A 20,042-nucleotide genomic window follows, 5' to 3' on the forward strand; every position below is an offset into this window, starting at 1 on the left:
GAAGTGGAAAATGAACGGAGGATTTACAGTGGAACAAATCGCATTAATTTCAGATATTCATGGAAATATCCCGGCTTTGACAGCCGTATTAGAGGATATTAAGCAGCGTGGAATTAGCAGGATATTTTGCCTAGGTGATATTGTTGGTAAAGGACCAAATTCAGATCTAGCCGTTGATATCATTAAGAACAATTGTGAAATCAGTGTTATGGGAAACTGGGATGATTTAATGAATCAGGATGTTGACTTTGAAATGGCCCGGTGGAGTCGGAATTTGTTAGGTAAAGACCGCCTCGCTTATTTAGGTACATTACCGTTCTCGATTGAGTTTATGATGAGTGGTAAGTTTATCCGATTATTTCATGCTTCACCGCGAAGCTACTATGAACGGATTCAGCCTTGGGACGATTATGAGAAGCGGTTATCTATGTTTGGTTGTTCTGATCTCTGCCAGGAGCAGCGACAAGCGGATATCGTAGGTTATGGGGACATTCACAATGCTTTTATACAACATTTAGAAGGGAAGACTTTATTTAATGTTGGCAGTGTGGGGAATCCTCTAGATGTCACTCAGGCATCTTATGTGATTTTGGAGGGGGAGTATGGAGGCCTGACAACAGCATCTTTTAATATACAATTTGTAAGAGTTCCTTATGATATTGAGTTAGCCATTCAACAAGCCATAGATGCAGTTATGCCAGCTACAGAGCCCTATATTCGAGAGCTTAGAACTGCGCAGTATAGAGGGAATGCGCGGGGATAGAAGATGAGCTTTCGAGCGGTAACCTTGATTCGCAACATCAAAAAGTAACGGAGGGAACGAATTGAAGCTTAGTCATGTATTTGAGCAATTCCCTACTTTAGAAACCGAACAACTAACACTGAAAAAAATTGAAGTTAGTAACCTTGAAGAGGTATTTGGAATTTATAGCAATGATCAAGTGTTTGAGTACTGCGGAATTATTCCGAAACATAATAAAGATACAGTAAAGAATATGATCGGACATTTCGAACGTGATTTTAATAAAGGGTTAAGAGTGAAGTGGGGAATTTTCCGTAAAAATAATCCGTACATACTGCTAGGTATCATCGAAGCTATGGATTTTAATCAAAAAGTGGATATGGTCACGATTGGTTATTTTTTGGCGGAGTCTTATTGGGGGAAAGGGATTGCAACTCAGGCCGTTGAAATGGTGAAAAAATATTTATTTGAGACGGCAGAGGTCAATCGAATCCAAGCTGAAGTCATGCCTTTTAATGAGCGGTCCAAGCGGGTCCTTTTGAAAAGTGGCTTTCTGAAAGAGGGGACGTTAAGACAAGCCCATGTATGGTCAGGTAAAGGGCTCATTGATTTGGAGATTTACAGCATTCTTGCAGAGGAATACAGAAAGGGAGAAAACAGATCCTAGTGAAAGTAGGGGAGATTATGGGGACTATCGTGGTAATCGGTGGGGGAGAGCTAATCGATTTAGAAACGCTTGAAATGGATCGTGAAGTTGTGAAGTTAACCCAGAAAGCTAATCCGAAAGCGTTATTTATTCCAACAGTTAGTAGTGATGCACCAGGTTATTGTGATACGTTCAACAAAGTGTACGGCGAGATTCTAGGATGTGAAACAAGTCATTTATTGCTTGTGAGCCAAACCTATACCCATGAAGAAATCGCAGAGTTAATTATATCCGCTGATCTGATTTATGTTGGTGGTGGTAATACCCGAAAGATGCTGGAGATTTGGAAAAATACCGGCGTAGATGCTCTTCTAAAAGAAGCGTACAACTCGGGGACTATTTTGGCAGGGCTGAGTGCAGGTTCCATTTGCTGGTTTGAATATGGGCATAGTGACTCTGAAGCGTTCGACGACCAAGGGAACTGGCAGTATATTAAGCTTGAAGCGATGGGGATTCTGCCAGGTATTCATTGTCCGCATTATAATGAGGATATTCGGGTTGAGGATTTTTCGCGTATGGTAAAAGACGGAGGTTTGCTCGGAATCGCAGTGGATAATAACTGTGCCATCATCTACAAGGATAATGAATATAAGGTGATGTCGACAAGAGAAGAATCTAAAGCCTACCGTGTGATGGACTCTGAGCAAGGTGTTGCCGTTACGCAAATCGAAGAACACCCAAGCTACAGACCTCTTCATGAAGTGTACGGTGGAGGTGATCAATGAAGTCTAATCAAATCTCAATTATCGTGGCGAGTCTTATTCTAGGGATTTCATTTATTATTGGATGTTCAATAACTAATGGCGATAAAGAGTTGGAAGTTGATCAAGACCAGACTCCATCCATAGTGACGGCAGATAAGCTTTTGATGGATATTAAAGAGACGGCCTTATACTTAAATCTGACTGAAGATCAAGTGATGAATATTATTAAAACGGAGCATGAGAATTTAAGTAGATCGGGCATTTTTGAAGGGACTATGTTCCCTTATATCAGAGTTGGTAATGAATATCTTTTTAACAAAGACTTATTAACAACATGGGTTTCGGATGCCTCCTTAAATAGGAGGGTTTATCTAAACCGACAAACGAAATAAGGTATTAATCGGATAAGGAAGGTGCTCTCTATTAAACTACTGTTTGTCTGCAGCCAGAATCGCTGGCGGAGTTTAACTGCGGAGAAGATATTTCAAGGAATTGATGGTCATGAAGTGAGATCTGCTGGAACAGAGGATCATGCCAGAATCAAACTTTCTGAAGGACATGTGGGCTGGGCGGATGTTATTTTTGTGATGGAGAAGAAGCATGTTCGAAGAATTCAAGATAAATTCAGAGACGGTGTAATCGGCAAAAGAATAATTTGTTTGAATATATCAGATGATTATAAGTATATGGATGAAGACTTAATTGGACTTCTTGAATCCAGTGTATCTGAATATTTACAGGAATGGCACTCCTAAGGATGAGGTGTTCTTATGAATCATGTTTGGCTGTGAATCAGTCAGCATGATTTTTTTGTTGGTAATTGACAAACATATAGAAGGTAACTATACTAAAGATAGTTAATTTGTAACTGATTAAGTTACAGGAATAGTGGGAGGAAATATAATGACAACTAAAACAACACTTCATCCGGATGTAGAGATTGGTCTGGTACAAATTAGAGTAAGTAATTTAGAGCGTTCGCTCACCTTTTATCAGGACGTGGTGGGGTTAAGTGTCTTGCGGCAATCTGGCCGTGAGGTGGAAATGACTGCTGACGGTCAGAATGTGTTATTGATTCTGCGGGAGATTGAGAATGCAAAGGTTCTTCGTCCGAACTCAGTGGCTGGATTGTATCATTTTGCTATCCTTGTTCCGGATCGTCCTAGCTTGGGACTCGTTGTACGCAATTTGATCGCGTTGGGAATTGAAGTGGGTCAGGGAGATCATTTGGTGAGTGAAGCACTGTATATTCAGGACCCGGATAACAACGGAATCGAAATTTATAGAGATCGTCCTAGGGATACATGGAAGTATGATGCGGAAGGGCATGTAATGATGACAACGGACCCAGTGGATGTAGATGGTTTGTTGGCGGCTTCTGAAGGTTTACAATGGAACGGGCTGCCAGCTGGAACGGTGATCGGACATGTACACTTTCATGTGGGTAATTTAACTAAGGCGAAGGAGTTCTACGTTGGTTTGCTTGGTTTTGATCTAGTAGCTAATTATGGCAGTGCGGCAATGTTTATCTCAGCAGGTGGGTATCATCACCACATTGGATTGAATATATGGGCAGGGCAAGGCGCACCTGTGGCACCTGCTGATGCAGTAGGAATTGATTATTTCACCTTACTTCTTCCGAATGAAGAGGAGCGTACGTCTGTAGTGGAGCGTGTTAAGCAGGCGGGTTACACCGTTGTTGAAGAGAATGGAGCCCCTACATTCAAAGATCCATGGAACATTGGAATCAGACTTATAGTGAAAAGTCATACGAAATAACTAATCACCAATCGAATTCACCTTTTTCTGAATAGATAGAACTATCCATTTTTGTCCATTTATTTTATAATATTTGGAAAAAGATGGGCGGAAGGGTGAAGGTTGTTGGAATCATTCAAAATGGCGTATGTGATCCTTTGTCACAAAAATCCTGAGCAGATCAATATGCTAATCGATAGTTTAACTAATGACTCCGTCGAGTTTTTCCTACATGTCGATCAGAAGAGTGGTATTGAAGGTGATATTACTCATCGTAACGATATTCATTTTGTGAAAGAGCCTATTGATGTAAGGTGGGGACATTACAGTCAGATTGAATGTGTTTTGAAGTGTTTTGCGCTGATCAAAGAACATGGGAAATTCAATTATATCCACATCATAAGTGGTCAGGATCTGCCCTTAGCTTCCAACGAAGTTATTCTTGATTTCTTTAAGAAGAATCAGGGGAACGAATTTGTGAAGCATCAGCAATTACCGAATACTTCTGAAACGTGGGGATGTTATGAGCGGGTGTCGGTTTATTATCCTAGATTCCTGATCTCAAGAACCAGGCGTATGGCTGCCATTAGAATGAGGTATATTAAAGCAGTAATGAACGTTCCATTCTTGCATAGAAGGTTGGGTGTTCTGCCAAAATCGCTGTATAAAGGCTCTAACTGGATGTCTATTACAGGTGAATGTATGGAATACATCATGGAGTTTACTTCTACTTCTCCAGAGTATGTTAGATTTTTTAAGAACACATTATGTGGAGATGAAATCTTCTTCCATACGATTATTTTGAATAGTGGGTTTAAGAACAATGTACGGAGTGAAATTAAGAGGTATACAGACTGGGAAACAGGACCGGATTATCCAAGAACACTAACGATAGAAGATTATGACCGGATCACTAGTACGGGTACAGAATGCTTTTGGGGGAGAAAGTTTGATCTCGATATCGACAGAAGCATCGTTCAGGATCTCCTTGATATAAATACTAAAGTAAAAACATCGTAAACATATACAGGAGGAAATAATATGAAAATCGCAGTTGTAGGAGCAAGTGGAAAAGCCGGAAGCCGAATCACTCAGGAAGCGCTAGATAGAGGCCATGAAGTTACAGCCATTGTACGGGATGCATCGAAAGTTGCAAATCGTAAGGCAAAGGTCATCGAAAAGGATGTATTTGCACTTACCGCTGAAGATTTGAAGGGTTTTGATGTTGTTGTGAATGCTTTTGGAGCACCATTTGGACAAGAGCATCTGCATGTGGATGCCGGAAATGTGCTTATTGAAGCATTAAAGGATGCCCCTAATACAAGATTGATTGTAGTTGGAGGTGCGGGAAGTTTATATGTAGATGAAGCTAAGACGCTTAAAGTGGTAGATACCCCTGATTTCCCTGACTTTATCAAGCCAACGGCTACGAATCAAGGGAAGAACCTGGAGATCCTGCAAGGTACAGACTCGCTGTCTTGGACCTTCGTTAGTCCATCCGCTAATTTTGCAATTGGGACAAGAACGGGTTCTTATGTGAAAGGCAAAGATCATCTGCTTGTGAATTCCAAAGGTGAGAGCTATGTCAGCTATGAAGATTATGCGATTGCTATTGTAGATGAAATTGAACAGCCGCAGCATATTCGTGAACGGTTTACAGTTGTTTCGGAATCATAAGTGAGTATAACGAGTAGGGACTATATATAAAAAGAAAGCAGAGCCAGATAAGGGCTCTGCTTTCTTGCATCAGTCTATTCTCTTGCTTCCGCAATTTCAGCAATCCGTTTGTTTGCGTGTCCGCGATAAATTCCGCCATGATAGCAAATGACCGTTTCAATCTCATACTCGGCGAACTTTGTCAGAGAGATTAAAGCTTGCTTCATGTCAGGCGTTGCCGAAGGAGTGGGGCCGTGCAGTTCACCGCCTTGAACGGTAAGAGCATCCGCGGCAATTAGCGTACGGCTATCATGATGGTATAGACTCAGATGTCCAGGGCTATGTCCTGGTGTATGGATAATCGTAATTCCACCGGCAAGAGGCAGTATTTCCCCATCCACTATGGTTTGATCTACTCTTCCTTTAGGGGGATGAGATAACACGGATAGGAAAGCGCGGCGCCATTCCTCTGGTACATGAGGGGGGATCATGGCTTCTGCCGCAGCTAAAGCTTCGGGGGTGTGTTTAAGGAGCATTCGCTCTCCTTCAATATAAGGCTGCTCGATTTCGTGAGCCAGAACTGTCAGTTCTAGACATTCTTCTGACAGTAAATCAGGTAAGCTCCCGATGTGATCTAGATCTTGATGTGTGATGATTACGGTGCGCAGTTGTTCCCAAGGCACATGGGTTTCTTTTAGAGCTTCTTTGAATTTTGGGAGCAGGCCCGGAAATCCAGTGTCTACGAGTACAGCAGAATTTTGATCCCAGAGCAACGTGGGGTAAATCGTATCACTCCCGCCCATAACCTGTGCTGTAATCTCTAACATTTCTATTCCACTAGCAATATGCATAAGATCCCTCCATGATTGATGATAAGAGCGATGCCGTTAGGCTAATGCATATAATACTTAAAATAAAATGTAATTTCAATAGCGTAATTTATTATTATAACATAAATAAATATTTTTGTCAATATATATCTGGTGTATTTTTTGTGTGATTTCTAGGGGACATTATTGTTGAGAACTTCTATTTCTATATTTTTCCCTTACCCGAAGCTTTACGATATAATAACCAAATAAAAAAGGGAGTTGATGTGGTTTGGAGACTTTTCTAGTTGTACTCGTCCTACTGGGCCTTATCGCAATTTCCAACATCATAAACCGATTTATTCCCTTTGTGCCAATACCGTTAATTCAAATTGGTCTGGGTGTAATGGTTGTGTTAATGCCTTTGGGAATACATATGACATTGGAACCAGAGCTGTTTTTCGTATTGTTTATTGCACCGCTTTTGTTCAATGATGGGAAACGGACGCCAAGAAATGAATTATGGAACTTACGGGGTCCGATATTAATGCTGGCGCTGGGATTGGTTTTTGCTACGGTGCTTATTGCTGGATATTCGATCAACTGGATGATTCCAACGATCCCGCTAGCAGCTGCATTTGCTCTGGCAGCGATCTTGTCACCTACAGATGCGGTCGCGGTCAGCGCAATCGCTGGAAGAGTGCATCTTCCTAAGAGTATTCACCGCATTCTAGAGGGCGAATCATTAATGAATGATGCTTCCGGGCTTGTTGCCTTTAACTTTGCCATTGCTGCAGCAGTTACGGGTATGTTTTCTTTACCGAAAGCCTCCATTAGCTTTGTAATTATAGCTGCAGGTGGGTTGATCGTTGGGGCATTATTGGCTTTTCTTCTGATTCGGCTAAGCGTAATTATTCGCAGACTGGGGATGGAGGATATCACAGTGCATGTGCTGCTGCAAATCCTAACTCCTTTTATTATTTATTTGATCAGTGAAGAGATAGGGGTATCTGGCATTTTGGCAGTGGTTGCAGGGGGAATTATTCATGCGGTTGAGAAGGACCGTGCCGTATCTCCGCAGTATAAGCTACAACTGGTATCCGCTAGTACATGGTCTGTTCTGCTCTATATATTGAATGGCCTGGTCTTTCTTATTCTTGGCTTATCTATTCCAGATGTTATTGAAGTGATCTACCGTGATACGGCCGTGGATAATCTTATAGTTGTAGGTTATGTATTAGCCATTACTTTGCTGCTGTTTGTACTACGGTTTGTATGGGTGTATGTGTTCTCTTTAGTAGGATCTCGTCTGCGGAAAATGGAGAAATCATCTGTTAAGTCACTATTAATCCTCACGATTTCAGGAGTGCGTGGAGCGGTTACCTTAGCCGGTGCGTTCTCGATTCCCTTTTTTCTTGGGGATGGATCGCCATTTCCTGAGCGTGATTTAATCATCTTTATCGCCGCAGGTGTTATTCTAATGTCGCTGCTGATCGCTAGTATCTTTTTGCCAATTCTAGCAGGTAAAGAAGAGCCAGTTGCCGAATCAGGTGAGACAGGAGCCGAGCAGGCGGCCAAGTCTAAAGTTATTGCTGCCGGTTTAACCATGCTGCAAAGTATGATGACAGAAGAAAGTAAGGAATCCGCACAACCGGCTTTGAGTGAATTTAGAGAAAAGGTTTATAGTCTAAACCGTGAGGACCAATCGAATGATCCAGCACTCGAGAACTTCCGCCGACTGGGTGTTGAAGCGAGGATTGTGGGTCTGCAAGCTGAACGTAAAGAACTGAACCGATTGCTAGAGAACAATGAGATTCCCGCCTCAGTGGCTCAGAAGCTGGGAGAATTCTTGGATCATAGTGAGGTCTTTCTAGCCAGAAGTCTAAATTCACAAATCAGAATATCGATTACCGAGATCAGACGACTGTTTGCGGGAATGTTCTCAGGTCAGAATGAAGGGGAAGCTAGCCAACAAATGCTGCAACAGGCTGAGTGTGCTAGAGAAGCGAAAATTGCCATGGCCCATGCTGCTATAGCTGCTATTAATGTCTGTAAGAACGAGAACAACCGAAGTGCAGCCGAGAAGGTTGCATGCAGTTATGAGCAGTTAATTTCTCGTCTGGAGCAAGGGAAAGGCTGGACAAAGGATGGGCTTGTTGATGATCAAAAACTTGAAATGAAGCTGAAAGCCATTCAAGAGCAGCGGGATAAGGTGCAGCAAATGTATCAGGATGGAACCATTAACCGCAAGCTAGCCGGTAAATTACGCAAGTTCGTAGATCATTTAGAGACATCGATTTGGGAGGATTAGCTGTACTGAACACCACGGCATCTCTTCACACGAGCTTTATTCGCTAGCTATCAGAAAATTTTAGGGGGAATCCAGATCTGAAACTTGCGGAAGCGTTAGTGAATCGAAGTGATCTAACCCGTAAAATCGCGCAGCTAAAGCAGCGGCTGGAGCGAGTCGTTAAAGTTCAAGAGGGTGAGGAGCCGGCTGAGCAACCTGAAGCTCTTTTGCAGGAGTTAGAAAGAGCTGTGAATGAGCAGACGATTTTGATCCGAGTGATCAATCGATCGCCGATGCGCTAGCGGAACGGGACAAAATGCTACAGCTACGCATGCTGTTTAGCGATTTGCTTGAACAGACTTCCATTACTCAGGATCGTTACAGTCGCTCGGAGGTTCGTTTTAAAAGAACGGTAGATGTCGCTCAGATTCAGAAGCAGATGGATGAGTTGAAGTTGGAAAACTGACAGATGCCGGGAACGGGGATATTTTTGCTGTGGTTTAGCTTTTTCATAACATGAAGTGGCTCTATTAGGATAGGTATATTCGTCATATATAATGTGAAAAAATGTCGAATAATGTTGAATTAAATGGATTGAAATTTGCATGAAAGACCTGTTTTGCCTATATTAACGCTTGTTATCCTGTATAATTTACGAATACGCGGATTACTTAACCGCTGTTCAATTCTTAAGTTGATTATTCAGGATGAGCGTGTGATTCACTGGTCTGGAATTCTTGGCCCTTGTCTCCTCATTCATTCTACTATTCCTTTTTATGAGAGAGAGAAGTGACAAATGACCATGAAATCAATTGCCTGGGTAACCGACAGTACAAGTATCATAGATCCGGAGTTCGCTAAGAATAATCATGTATATATTATTCCGTTACGGATTATTATTAACAACGAATGTTATAAAGAGAATATAGATATTACGATCGATGACTTCTATGAGAAAATGCGCCAGCATGAAAAGGTAGGCAGCTCACAGCCTCCAATCGGTGAGTTTATTGAGCTATACGAACGGTTGAAGGAAGAATACGATGAAATTATTGCTGTACATCTTTCTTCAGAGCTCAGTGGCACTTACAATGCTTCGATGCAAGGCGCCGAAATAGCGGAGGCCAATGTAATTGGAATTGATGCCAAGGTTGGCGCTTATCCAATCCGAGAAATGATCATGCGCGGTATACATTGGCAGAAGAAGGGTCTTTCTGGACTGGAAATTAAAGCGAAGATTGAAAATATTATTGAGAATATGTCTTTTTACTTAATTCCTGCAAGCTTGACACAGCTTCATCGCAGTGGACGTGTTTCTGGATCACAATTTGTACTTAGCCAATTGCTGCGTATAAACTTGCTGCTTCGTTTTGACGAAGGGAAGGTCGTTGTTGTGGAGAAAATCCGTACAATGAAGAAGACGCAACAAGCGCTTTTGGAGATATTTAAACAGGATGTAGGGCTTGTTAGTGATGTATGTATCATGCATTCGAATAATTTAGAGATGGCACTCAAGCTAGAAGAGGACATCAAAGCAATGGCGCCTGACATACGAACTGAGATTATGACCTATATTCCTGCTGTGGCTGTTCATGCGGGTGAGGGTACTGTAGGGCTGTCCTGGATCAAGAACACTAGCATCAATAGTATTCATCCGGGTGCTGCGCCTTTAGTCTTCCCTGAAGCGTTATTTGCATAGAGATGAACAAAGAAATCGCTCCTTGGGAGATGGATGGGTGACCACCATTGTACCAACAGGCGATTTCTTTTTTTTTTTTTGAAGAAGTATGCTGTTATTTGATTGCACGACGACGGAACATTTGTCCAATTACATCACTTAGCACGAGTCCAGCTGCAATGGCTCCAGAGAGCATTAATGCCCGAACAGCGATTTCTACAGCCAGAGTATAGTCCTCTTCCACAAATTTACGCATAGCATCGTAAGCGAGACCACCCGGAACAAGCGGGATAATACCACCTACACTAAAAATAATAACCGGCATTTTGAAGGATCGCGCAAAAAATTGGCTGACGATGCCCACTATTACACTAGCTGCAAACGTAGCTACAACAGGTCCGAACTCTACATTAAGAAGCACATACACCATCCAGCCCACCATTCCGGCAAAACCACATTGTAGTAGTGAGCGCTTAGGCGCATTAAATAGAATACAGAAGGTTGCCGCGGCGATAAAACTGGTTATAAGTTGCAAAATCATGAAGGGCTAACCTCTTTCACATGGATATTAAAATAGTGATAGTACAAGCCCGATACCTGTACCGATCGCAAATGCAGTTAGAAAGGCATCGGCTCCCTTGGATATGCCTGAGACCAGATGACCGGCCATCAGATCACGAACGGCATTAGTAATGAGTAGTCCGGGTACTAGAGGCATAACGGAGCCGATAATGATTTTGTCCATCTCTTGACCAATCCCCAGCTTTACAGAACAGAAGGCTAGAAGTCCGATCAGGAAGGAAGCAGAAAACTCTGCGAAGAATTTAGTCTGCACTAAACGATGCAGATAAATGACCGCAGCGAAGCCCAGTCCGGAAATCGGCAAGGCGGGGAGAGCATCCCACAAACTGCCTTTAAACATAACGGTGAAGCAAGCACCAGTAAGGGCGGCTGCTAAGATCTGCAGCCATACGGGATAGACAGGTGAGGCTTCATCGACTTCTCCTAATTTTGCACGAGCTTCCTCGGCTGTAATCTGACGTTCGCTTAGACGCCGAGAAATGTCATTGACCTCCGATACCTTCTGCAGATCTGTTGTTCGCTCCGCAATTCTGTATAACTTAACAGGTTCTATTCTATTTGTGGTGAACATAATAACGGTTGGCGTCACATAGCTATGTGCTCCTGGGAACCCGAGGGATCCTGCCATTCGTGTCATCGTATCTTCAACTCTGGATGTTTCTGCACCATTCTGCAGCATGATCTTGCCAGCAAGAAGACAGAGATCAACGATTTCATAATACGTAGTGTTAGTGTTGCTCGTGCTATCCAACTTCTCCGGTCCTCCTCTGGAATGTGATTATCTATGTTTACATATTTCGATTGTCGCTTCATCTACGTGAAAATAACAACCCCAATATAGCATTATAAACGATATGGTGTGTATTTTAATATAGTTTTTATTTATAGTGTCCGCCGATCTTTCCAGATCTGTCCTTAAGCTGCCCGGCATCTGTAAAAGAAGCTGCTCGCCCAATGATCGTCTCCCCATATTTATTCTTGAGGGCATCGGTCGCACGTTCGAGTTCACGATAGCGAGGGCGAGACTCAAATAGGGTTAGCTGGTACTGGCTTTCGTCAGATAGATTGGACAGGCTTAAGTGGATTCTACGCACAGGCTGACCGTCCCAGTGGAGCTTGAAGAGAGAAAGAGCTGCCTCATATACCAGCAGGGTGGCATTTGTAGGATCGCTCATTGTAGTTTGTCTTAAGAAGCCTGTGGGGTCATCAAAGCTGGCACCTTGGCAGCCGATAGACACGACTGCACCATGTACTTTCAATTTGCGGCAACGTCTACATACAAGCTCAGATAGCTCAAGAATGATGGTCTTAATATCTTGCAGCTTATAGTAATCCCTTGGAAGCGTCATTTGGTGCCCGACACTCTTGGGTGCGACTTCATAGGTGCTTGGGCTCACGGGGCTGTCATCGATGCCATTGGCTATCCGCCAATATAGCTCGGCGTCGATATCACATTTTTTGTGAAATTTCTCCCGCATGCGCCATTTCAGCTCGCTTAGCGGCATCTGTGCCAAATGTCCAATTGTCGTAATACCCATGCTTTGGAAATGGGCGGACATGCGGCGACCTACCATGAACAGCTCGCTAATGGGGAGAGGCCAGAGCACATTCGGAAGCTCCTCGTTAGCGAGGGTGAATATACCATCCGCGTTCTTCTTGGCCCACAGGTCGCAAGCCATTTTGGCGGTAACCTTGGAATATCCAATGCCGATGCGCGCACGCACACCTGTGTTTCTACGAATTAGATCCTGAATGGCGGTAGCGATCTCCCTTGGACTGCCAAATAAGCTGAGGCTACCGCTGACATCAATAAATTGTTCATCGATAGAATAGGGCTCTACCTGGTCGCTAAACTTACGTAGAATATCTGTGATTTGAGAGGAGACATCGATATATTGCTGCATATGTGGTCTGACTACGATGACTTCGGGGCATTTTGCCAGCGCTTCCTTCAACGTCTCAGCGGTAGTAATGCCATAGGATTTGGCTATAGGGCAGGCAGCCAGCACAATACCGCTCCGTCTAGCTGGGTCTCCAGCAACGATCAGCGGCTTATTGCTGTACTGCGGATTAGAGGCTTTTTCCACAGAGGCATAGAAGCTTTGGCAATCAGATAGCATAATGACACGCTCTTTATTCATAGGTTCACACGCTCCAGGTGAGGTAGAGATACCTTATATTTTTTCTCCTTATTATAATACGAACGTATGATCGTGTGTATTCTTATTTATTTCCATTTATTTCGTCTCAAGTGTGCATAGACCCGTAGCCACGCCCCCAGAGATAATCGTGAGGATGGAGTGGAAGAAGGTTTCCTTGGAAATCAGGAGTCCTCCCGCGCCGATAATCATAAAGTCGGTCAAAAAAATGATGAATCCAAGGTTCAGCGGGACATACCTTTTTATAAATTGAGCGAGCAGATCGGTGCCCCCCGTACTTGCTTTAAACCGCAGCATAATCCCAAGTCCCGTTCCCATCAAAAAACCGCCAATAATGGCGCTAGAAATGGAACCAAACTCAAAATAATATAGAAAGTGATATTGGAAAGGACCGAGAAGCTCGATCAGAAATGATGAGATCAATAGGCCGAGTACACTGTTGTAAAAGATATCGCGTTCCTTTAACCAAGCGAGCAGAAAGATAGGAAAGCTGCAGAGAATTATAGCTACGCCAATTTTAGCGTCGGATAAATAATTAATAATGAGGGCTATCCCTATTATTCCCCCATCCAGGATTTTATATGGTACGAGAAAAAAATTAGTTCCCGTAGCAACGAGTAAGCTTCCTAAAAGAATGATAAGGTATCTTAATGGCCGCATATTTAACATCTCCACATTAAAGGCATGTCTATAAATATGCTTGTCACTTCCAAAAAATTGCAGTTGAACAAAAAAACCTGATTATGAATCAGGGTTAAAAAGTCTTATATTACATAGTGTGTGAGGGATAGCCGGTTCCTAACGCTCAAAAGACACCAAGTAACTAAGCGTAAACAATTCAGAAATGAAAGTATGAATGTTACTGTATGGAGGAATTAGCACGTGTCCAATAATCGGAGACGTGCTGCTTGTGTTTTTAACGGGAGTAACGCTTACGAAAGCGAAGCGGAGAGATTCCGATCTGCTGAGCAAATCGACGCGAGAAGTAGGCGGCGCTCTCGAAGCCGGTACGTTCTGCGATTCCGGCTATAGAAAGCTCAGTCTTAAGCAGCAATAGCTTAGCCTGTTCCAAACGGTAATCCGTCAAATACTCCATCGGAGTCAGCCCATATACTCGTTTCATGCAGCGAGTAAGGTAGTTATAGTGAAAATGCAGTGCGTCCGCTAGTGAGGCATTGGAGAGAGGCTCCGCATAATGATTACGGATATAAGTCTCCGTCTGCTCTGCGATTTCCACCGCGTGACTTTCTGAAGTATCATGCTGTGCCAGATCCATCATCCGCAGTATTTCTTCAAATATCCGTTGCTGCTGCCAAACTGCGCTGGAACGCCGGCCCGTAGACAGCTGTAATAGCATCTCGGCTTGTCCACTCCGTTCAAAAGGGTCAGGGAGGGGACCGAACTGTGGCACTCGAATGGTATACGGATGAGTAAGAAACTGCCGAAAATGTGTTTCACGGTTGATATACACGGGTCCACCCTCAGAGCTAGACCAATCTGCAAGGGTATGAAAATGAATCCATATAAATGAAGTGGTCTCATCACATGGCTTAACGGAGTAATGATAGCGATCGGGCAGCAATAGCAGTGTATGTCCCGCCGAAACCTCCCATTGATTATGGTCCTCCCCGATAAATAGACAGCCTTGTTCTACAATAAGTAGATCAAACACCCCAATATGGCTTCTATTTGGATGCTGATCCCCGGGTTGATAAACCGTGCGATTGCATTCTAGAAAATAAGGAAATGGCGGCGCAGCGAAATGTATAAATGAAAGGCCCATTTTGTAATTATCCCTCCTTTCTAAAGTGTGAAATAGTACAAAAAAGGGGTTGCTTCTGATCGTATTTTTAATCTATTCTACCCCCTATAATTATTATTAGCGAGTATGAAATAAGACTGAGGGGAAGATGAAGATGAACAAAATTATACAGGATCAAGAAGTTGTAAAAGATCAAACTGTTACCATTCAAGATGATTTCTGGGGCGGATACATTAGGCTGGTCCAGAACGTTGTTATCCCCTATCAATATGAGGCATTGCACGATAGAGCACTGGGAGCTGAACCCAGTCATGCCATTGCTAATTTTGAGATTGCTGCGGGCCGGAAGACTGGCGAGTTTTACGGCTGGGTATTTCAAGATAGTGATGTGGCTAAGTGGCTGGAGGCTGTTGGTTATTCCTTAAGCATTACACGTGATCCTGAGCTAGAGCGTCAAGCGGATGAAGTGATTGACCTCGTTGGCGAGGCGCAGCAGGAAGATGGATACTTAAATACTTATTTTACGATAAAAGAACCGGGTAAGCGCTGGACCAATTTGAACGATTGTCATGAGCTGTACTGTGCTGGACATTTCATAGAAGCTGCCGTTTCTTATTATGAAGCTACTGGCAAAAGAAAACTGCTCGACATCATGTGCCGAATGGTTGATCATATCGATTCTGTGTTTGGACCGGAAGAAGGCAAAATGCAGGGCTATGATGGGCATCAGGAGATTGAACTCGCGCTCGTTAAGCTGTATCGATTGACAGGTGAGGAACGATATTTGAAGCTCAGCAGCTTTTTTATTAATGAGCGAGGTCAACAGCCGAATTTCTTAAAGAAACAATGGGATAATCTGGGGAAGATCAATTTTTTCACAGGTCGGAAGGAGGATCTTGATTTAAAATATTACCAGAGTCATCTTCCAGTAAGAGAGCAGAAGGTGGCTGTAGGCCATGCTGTACGTGCGGTTTATATGTATACTGCTATGGCTGATCTTGCCGCTATTACTGGAGATGAATCACTTCGTGAAGCATGCGAGAGACTGTGGAATAACATTACGAACAAGCAAATGTACATTACAGGCGGGATCGGCTCTACACATAGAGGGGAGGCGTTCACCTTCGATTATGATCTGCCTAACGATTCGGTGTACGCAGAGACTTGTGCCTCTATTGGGTTGATCTTTTTTGCACAGCGTATGCTGAGAATATCACCGGATGCACGTTATGCCGATGTCATGGAGCGGGCGCTTTACAACAATGTACTGGGCTCGATGGCACAGGATGGCAAGCACTATTTTTATGTGAACCCACTGGAAGTATGGCCTCAGGCATGCAGTTGCAACCCGGAGAAACATCATGTGAAGTCTGAACGTCAAGGCTGGTTTGGCTGCGCCTGCTGCCCTCCGAATGTCGCGCGTCTACTTACTTCGCTCAATCAATATATTTACACGGTTCATGGCGATACACTCTATACGAATTTGTATATTGGAAGTAATCTGAACACTAAGCTGAGTGGAACGGATGTTACGATTCAGCAAGAGTGCAACTATCCATGGAAAGGTACAGTCTCGATGAAGATCAATCCGGCAGAGGAAGCGGAGTTCGGAATTGCTTTACGGATTCCATCGTGGAGTCTAGGAATGGAGTTCAGAGTCAATGGTGAAGCGCTGAACACTGCTGAGAACATCGAGCAGGGATACCTCGTTATTCGGAGAATGTGGAGAGCAGGAGACATAATCGAAGTGAATGACCCAATGGAGGCACATCGCATTTACGCTCATCCCAATTTGAGAGCAGATGCTCAAAAAGTAACGATTCAACGCGGACCGCTTGTGTATTGCCTTGAAAGTATCGATAATGGTGAGCCTTTAAGCTCTATTTCTTTAAAAGAAGACGGTGAACTCACGGCGAGTTTTGATGAGACTTTGCTTGGTGGCGCTGTTGTTGTCGAGGCAGATGGACTGCGTGTTGATCAAGAGAGCTGGAGTGGTGGACTTTACAGCAGAGAGAAAGCATCCCTTCAAGCCGTTAAGGTCAAAGCTGTTCCCTATTACTTGTGGGGCAATCGTGGCAGTGGTGAAATGAAGGTATGGATTCCGGAAGGTAGTATGTGAGTTATGGGACAGGCAAAGTAATTTAAGGTTTAGGATAGCAGGGATTTACGCTTTATTGTATGCTATATTTGATCGGGACAAGGTAGCTGATCATTTTACAGAAAATATTGGAGGCATCACAATGAGCAAACGTTATCGAATTACACGAGCTATGCAAAATGATGGAGGTTCAACACAAACGATATCTTTAGAAGAGTGCAAGCAGTATTTCGCATCCAAACCTGATTTCACCTATACATCAGTTTATACAGTAGCAGGCGCCACTACGATGTCCATTGAGGGAGATTTCTTTATGTGGAGCTTTGGTGATACTACAATCCCATTTAGGCATTATCAAGGGGATATTTACGTTTCTGGAAATAATGAAGCTGTGATCCCGAGAATGCTTGAGGTTGCGAGTGATTTAAGAGCAGATGTTGTGGAAGGGTAAAAAAAAGACCCCTGAAGAGTTCAGGAGTCATCCAGCGTTAATTATAGATCCGCCCAATCGTTCAAGTGAACGGTTGAGCGGATTTTTTTAACCCAGTTCTACAACTACGTGGTGTACTGCACCGTCTCCAACTGGAGCAATGATGTTACCTTCGACAGCTGTGCCATCCAGGGTAAGACTAACTACACCTTTGGATACATGGTTCGGGTTCTTGATTTGAATCACATAAGTATCTCCACGGAAGACACGTGTGATTTCAAAGCTATCCCATTCAGTAGGAATACAAGGATCGATCTTCAGACCATTGAAATCCGCTTGGATGCCAAGGATCGATTGAGTGATGGCTACATAGTTCCATGCAGCAGTACCAGTCAACCAGGAGTTTTTAGCTTCCCCGTGACGAACGGCATCTTTACCTGCGATCATTTGGGAGTAGACATAAGGCTCTGTGCGGTGAATTTCGCTGATATCCTCCAGGTAAGCAGGAGCAATTTTTGCGTAAATTTCAAACGCTCTGTCGCCATGTCCAAGTACAGTTTCAGCGATCATGATCCAAGGGTTATTATGGCAGAAAATACCGGCATTTTCTTTGTAGCCCGGAGGGTACGTAGAAATTTCACCCAGGTTCAGATAGTACTTGGAATACGGTGGCTGTTGCAATACGATACCGTATTTAGTATCCAAATGCTCTTGTACGGATGATAGAGCTTTTTCAGCTTGACCATTTTCCACACCGATACCGGCCATTACGCAGATCCCTTGTGGTTCGATGAAGATTTTACCTTCTTCATTTTCTTTGGAACCGATCTTGTCGCCATAGTGATCATAAGCACGAAGGAACCAATCGCCATCGAAGCCGTGCGTCAATGTGATTTCTTTCATGTTGTCAATCTTAGCTTCAGCATCCACAGCTACATCGTTAAGTTCGCGCATCCGGCAGATTTCAGCATAGTCCGGTCCAACGAAGACGAACAGACCCGCGATAAATACAGATTCCGCAACGCGACCTTCGATGTTGGCAGTAGTTTGGAAAGATTCACCTGGCTCAGTAGAGAAGCAGTTGAGGTTCAAGCAGTCATTCCAGTCTGCGCGCCCGATCAGCGGCAAGCCGTGAGGTCCGAGATTGTTAGTTACATGCTCGAAGGAACGTTTCAAGTGCTCAAACAGCGTAGCGGTGTTATTCGGATCACTGTCAAAAGGAACCTGCTCATCAAGAATCGAGGTATCACCAGTTTCTTTAATGTAAGCAGCCGTTCCTAGGATCAACCAAAGCGGATCATCGTTAAAGCCGGTGCCGACTTCGTTGTTCCCTTTTTTAGTGAGCGGTTGGTATTGGTGATAGGCACTGCCATCTTCAAATTGTGTAGCCGCAATATCGAGAATACGTTCTTTAGCACGTTCAGGAATTTGATGAACAAATCCGAGCAAGTCTTGGTTAGAATCACGGAAGCCCATACCACGGCCAATACCGGATTCAAAGTAGGAAGCAGAACGGGACATGTTGAAGGTAACCATACATTGATATGGATTCCAGATGTTAACCATGCGATCCAGTTTCTCGTCGCCGCTTTGGATTTGATATTTAGACAGCAGGTTATCCCAGTGAGCAGCAAGTGCAGCGAGTGCAGCATCTACTTGAGCATCTGTAGCAAATTGTGCGAGCATAGCTTCTGCTGGTTTTTTGTTGATTACATTCAAGGATTCCCATTTATCTTCTTCAGGGTTCTCGATGTAGCCGAGTACAAAGATGAAGCTTTGTTCTTCACCTGGTTCAAGCGTAATGTTAAGTGCGTGTGATCCGATAGGGGACCAACCGCTAGCTACGGAGTTAGTAGGTTCGCCTGCAACTACAGCTTGTGGGCTTTCCAGACCGTTGTACATCCCTACGAAAGCTTCACGATCAGTATCGAAACCAGCGATTTCTTTATTTACGGAGTAGAAAGCATAGTGATTTCTGCGCTCACGATATTCAGTTTTGTGATAGATAACGGAATCCTTCACTTCAACCTCACCGGTGCTGAGATTGCGTTGGAAGTTAGTCATATCATCTTGTGCATTCCAGAGACAGAACTCTGCAAAAGAGAACAGTTTCACGGATTTTTTAGCAGAGCTCGTGTTCTTCACTACAAGACGATGTACTTCAGCATTATGACCCATAGGGACAAAAGCAAGCTGGTTCACAGAAATTCCGTTCCGTTCGCCAGTAATGGAAGTGTAGCCAAGACCGTGACGGCATTCATAGAAGTCGAGATCACGTTTTACTGGCATCCAGCCTGGGGTCCAGAAATCACCATCGTCATAAAGATAGTAGTAGCGGCCGCCGGTATCCAGTGGGATATTGTTATAACGGTAACGGGTCAATCTTCTGAGACGAGCGTCCCTATAGAAGGTGTAGCCACCAGCTGTATTGGAAATAAGTCCGAAAAATTGCTCATTACCAAGATAGTTAATCCAAGGGTAAGGGGTTTTAGGTGTGTTAATTACATACTCTTTTCGAGTGTCGTCAAAGGTTCCGAATTTCATGTGAGAAAGTCTCCTTTCGATTGTGAACGCGCGTTTATAAGTTTCAGAAAAAATTCCCTCGAGGGAAGGGAGTTTTTTCAATGCTTTTAAGCAAGACAATTAAAGCAGTAGTTTCGATACCGAA

At 43.6% G+C, this 20,042-nt stretch carries 21 protein-coding genes; 14 read left to right on the top strand and 7 right to left on the bottom strand.

Going from position 1 to position 20,042, the window contains the following annotated elements; translation table 11 throughout:
- Positions 1–28: 28 nt before the first annotated feature.
- The 8 genes from NSS87_RS11895 to NSS87_RS11930 all read left to right on the top strand — a co-directional run bounded on the left by NSS87_RS11895 (position 29) and on the right by NSS87_RS11930 (position 5,587).
- Complete coding sequence (locus tag NSS87_RS11895; protein ID WP_339248534.1) at positions 29–763, top strand: metallophosphoesterase family protein; 735 nt, start codon at positions 29–31, stop codon at positions 761–763.
- A gap of 61 nt (positions 764–824) precedes the next feature.
- Complete coding sequence (locus NSS87_RS11900) at positions 825–1,409, top strand: GNAT family protein (RefSeq protein ID WP_339247307.1); 585 nt, start codon at positions 825–827, stop codon at positions 1,407–1,409.
- 17 nt (positions 1,410–1,426) lie between these two features.
- The gene (locus tag NSS87_RS11905; RefSeq protein ID WP_339247309.1) at positions 1,427–2,173 is read left to right on the top strand and encodes a peptidase E; all 747 of its coding nucleotides are present in this window, start codon (positions 1,427–1,429) and stop codon (positions 2,171–2,173) included.
- Complete coding sequence (locus tag NSS87_RS11910) at positions 2,170–2,544, top strand: hypothetical protein (protein WP_076282983.1); 375 nt, start codon at positions 2,170–2,172, stop codon at positions 2,542–2,544. The genes NSS87_RS11905 and NSS87_RS11910 overlap by 4 nt, the downstream gene beginning before the upstream one ends.
- A 30-nt stretch (positions 2,545–2,574) precedes the next feature.
- Positions 2,575–2,907 carry a protein tyrosine phosphatase gene (locus NSS87_RS11915; protein ID WP_179086694.1) on the top strand — a complete coding sequence of 111 codons (333 nt, stop codon included), beginning with the start codon at positions 2,575–2,577 and terminating at the stop codon, positions 2,905–2,907.
- Positions 2,908–3,055: 148 nt separating this feature from the next.
- Positions 3,056–3,931 (top strand): VOC family protein, encoded by an 876-nt coding sequence (locus tag NSS87_RS11920; protein WP_339247312.1) that lies wholly within the window; start codon positions 3,056–3,058, stop codon positions 3,929–3,931.
- Between the two features lie 105 nt (positions 3,932–4,036).
- Positions 4,037–4,930, top strand: a complete 894-nt coding sequence (locus NSS87_RS11925) for a beta-1,6-N-acetylglucosaminyltransferase (protein ID WP_156113098.1) — start codon at positions 4,037–4,039, stop codon at positions 4,928–4,930.
- Positions 4,931–4,951: 21 nt separating this feature from the next.
- Positions 4,952–5,587: an NAD(P)-dependent oxidoreductase gene (locus NSS87_RS11930; RefSeq protein WP_042187246.1), complete on the top strand. Its 636-nt coding sequence runs from the start codon at positions 4,952–4,954 to the stop codon at positions 5,585–5,587.
- A gap of 74 nt (positions 5,588–5,661) precedes the next feature.
- Here NSS87_RS11930 and NSS87_RS11935 read toward each other — a convergent pair whose 3' ends face one another.
- Entirely contained in the window at positions 5,662–6,417 is a 756-nt protein-coding gene (locus NSS87_RS11935; protein WP_339247317.1) for an MBL fold metallo-hydrolase, read from the bottom strand.
- Between the two features lie 250 nt (positions 6,418–6,667).
- Here NSS87_RS11935 and NSS87_RS11940 point away from each other — a divergent pair, with 250 nt between their 5' ends.
- From NSS87_RS11940 to NSS87_RS11955, 4 genes are all read left to right on the top strand, one after another.
- A complete protein-coding gene (locus NSS87_RS11940) occupies positions 6,668–8,686 on the top strand; it encodes a Na+/H+ antiporter (RefSeq protein ID WP_339247318.1) in 2,019 nt (672 codons plus the stop codon).
- A gap of 77 nt (positions 8,687–8,763) precedes the next feature.
- The gene (locus NSS87_RS11945; RefSeq protein WP_339248536.1) at positions 8,764–8,967 is read left to right on the top strand and encodes a DIP1984 family protein; all 204 of its coding nucleotides are present in this window, start codon (positions 8,764–8,766) and stop codon (positions 8,965–8,967) included.
- Between the two features lie 14 nt (positions 8,968–8,981).
- Entirely contained in the window at positions 8,982–9,131 is a 150-nt protein-coding gene (locus NSS87_RS11950; RefSeq protein ID WP_339247319.1) for a hypothetical protein, read from the top strand.
- Between the two features lie 330 nt (positions 9,132–9,461).
- The gene (locus NSS87_RS11955) at positions 9,462–10,364 is read left to right on the top strand and encodes a DegV family protein (RefSeq protein WP_331281430.1); all 903 of its coding nucleotides are present in this window, start codon (positions 9,462–9,464) and stop codon (positions 10,362–10,364) included.
- 94 nt (positions 10,365–10,458) lie between these two features.
- Here the strand turns inward: NSS87_RS11955 and NSS87_RS11960 are convergent, their stop codons facing one another.
- From NSS87_RS11960 to NSS87_RS11980, 5 genes are all read right to left on the bottom strand, one after another.
- Positions 10,459–10,884 carry a threonine/serine exporter family protein gene (locus NSS87_RS11960; RefSeq protein ID WP_042126727.1) on the bottom strand — a complete coding sequence of 142 codons (426 nt, stop codon included), beginning with the start codon at positions 10,882–10,884 and terminating at the stop codon, positions 10,459–10,461.
- Positions 10,885–10,911: 27 nt separating this feature from the next.
- Entirely contained in the window at positions 10,912–11,676 is a 765-nt protein-coding gene (locus NSS87_RS11965) for a threonine/serine exporter family protein (protein WP_042187254.1), read from the bottom strand.
- Between the two features lie 127 nt (positions 11,677–11,803).
- Complete coding sequence (locus tag NSS87_RS11970; RefSeq protein ID WP_339247321.1) at positions 11,804–13,066, bottom strand: DNA polymerase IV; 1,263 nt, start codon at positions 13,064–13,066, stop codon at positions 11,804–11,806.
- Between the two features lie 96 nt (positions 13,067–13,162).
- Complete coding sequence (locus NSS87_RS11975) at positions 13,163–13,753, bottom strand: YitT family protein (protein ID WP_339247323.1); 591 nt, start codon at positions 13,751–13,753, stop codon at positions 13,163–13,165.
- 247 nt (positions 13,754–14,000) lie between these two features.
- A complete protein-coding gene (locus NSS87_RS11980; RefSeq protein WP_042187259.1) occupies positions 14,001–14,867 on the bottom strand; it encodes an AraC family transcriptional regulator in 867 nt (288 codons plus the stop codon).
- Between the two features lie 133 nt (positions 14,868–15,000).
- On the opposite strand from NSS87_RS11980, the gene NSS87_RS11985 reads away from it, so the two are divergent.
- Together NSS87_RS11985 and NSS87_RS11990 are read left to right on the top strand one after the other, a co-directional pair.
- Positions 15,001–16,965: a beta-L-arabinofuranosidase domain-containing protein gene (locus NSS87_RS11985; RefSeq protein ID WP_339247325.1), complete on the top strand. Its 1,965-nt coding sequence runs from the start codon at positions 15,001–15,003 to the stop codon at positions 16,963–16,965.
- 121 nt (positions 16,966–17,086) lie between these two features.
- Positions 17,087–17,395: a hypothetical protein gene (locus NSS87_RS11990; protein ID WP_042187261.1), complete on the top strand. Its 309-nt coding sequence runs from the start codon at positions 17,087–17,089 to the stop codon at positions 17,393–17,395.
- 87 nt (positions 17,396–17,482) lie between these two features.
- Here the strand turns inward: NSS87_RS11990 and NSS87_RS11995 are convergent, their stop codons facing one another.
- On the bottom strand, positions 17,483–19,918 hold the full coding sequence (locus NSS87_RS11995) for a glycosyl transferase (RefSeq protein ID WP_339247327.1): 2,436 nt from the start codon (positions 19,916–19,918) through the stop codon (positions 17,483–17,485).
- Positions 19,919–20,042: the final 124 nt, after the last annotated feature.

The sequence above is a fragment of the Paenibacillus sp. FSL F4-0243 genome (assembly GCF_037963295.1).
GTDB lineage: Bacteria > Bacillota > Bacilli > Paenibacillales > Paenibacillaceae > Paenibacillus_AQ.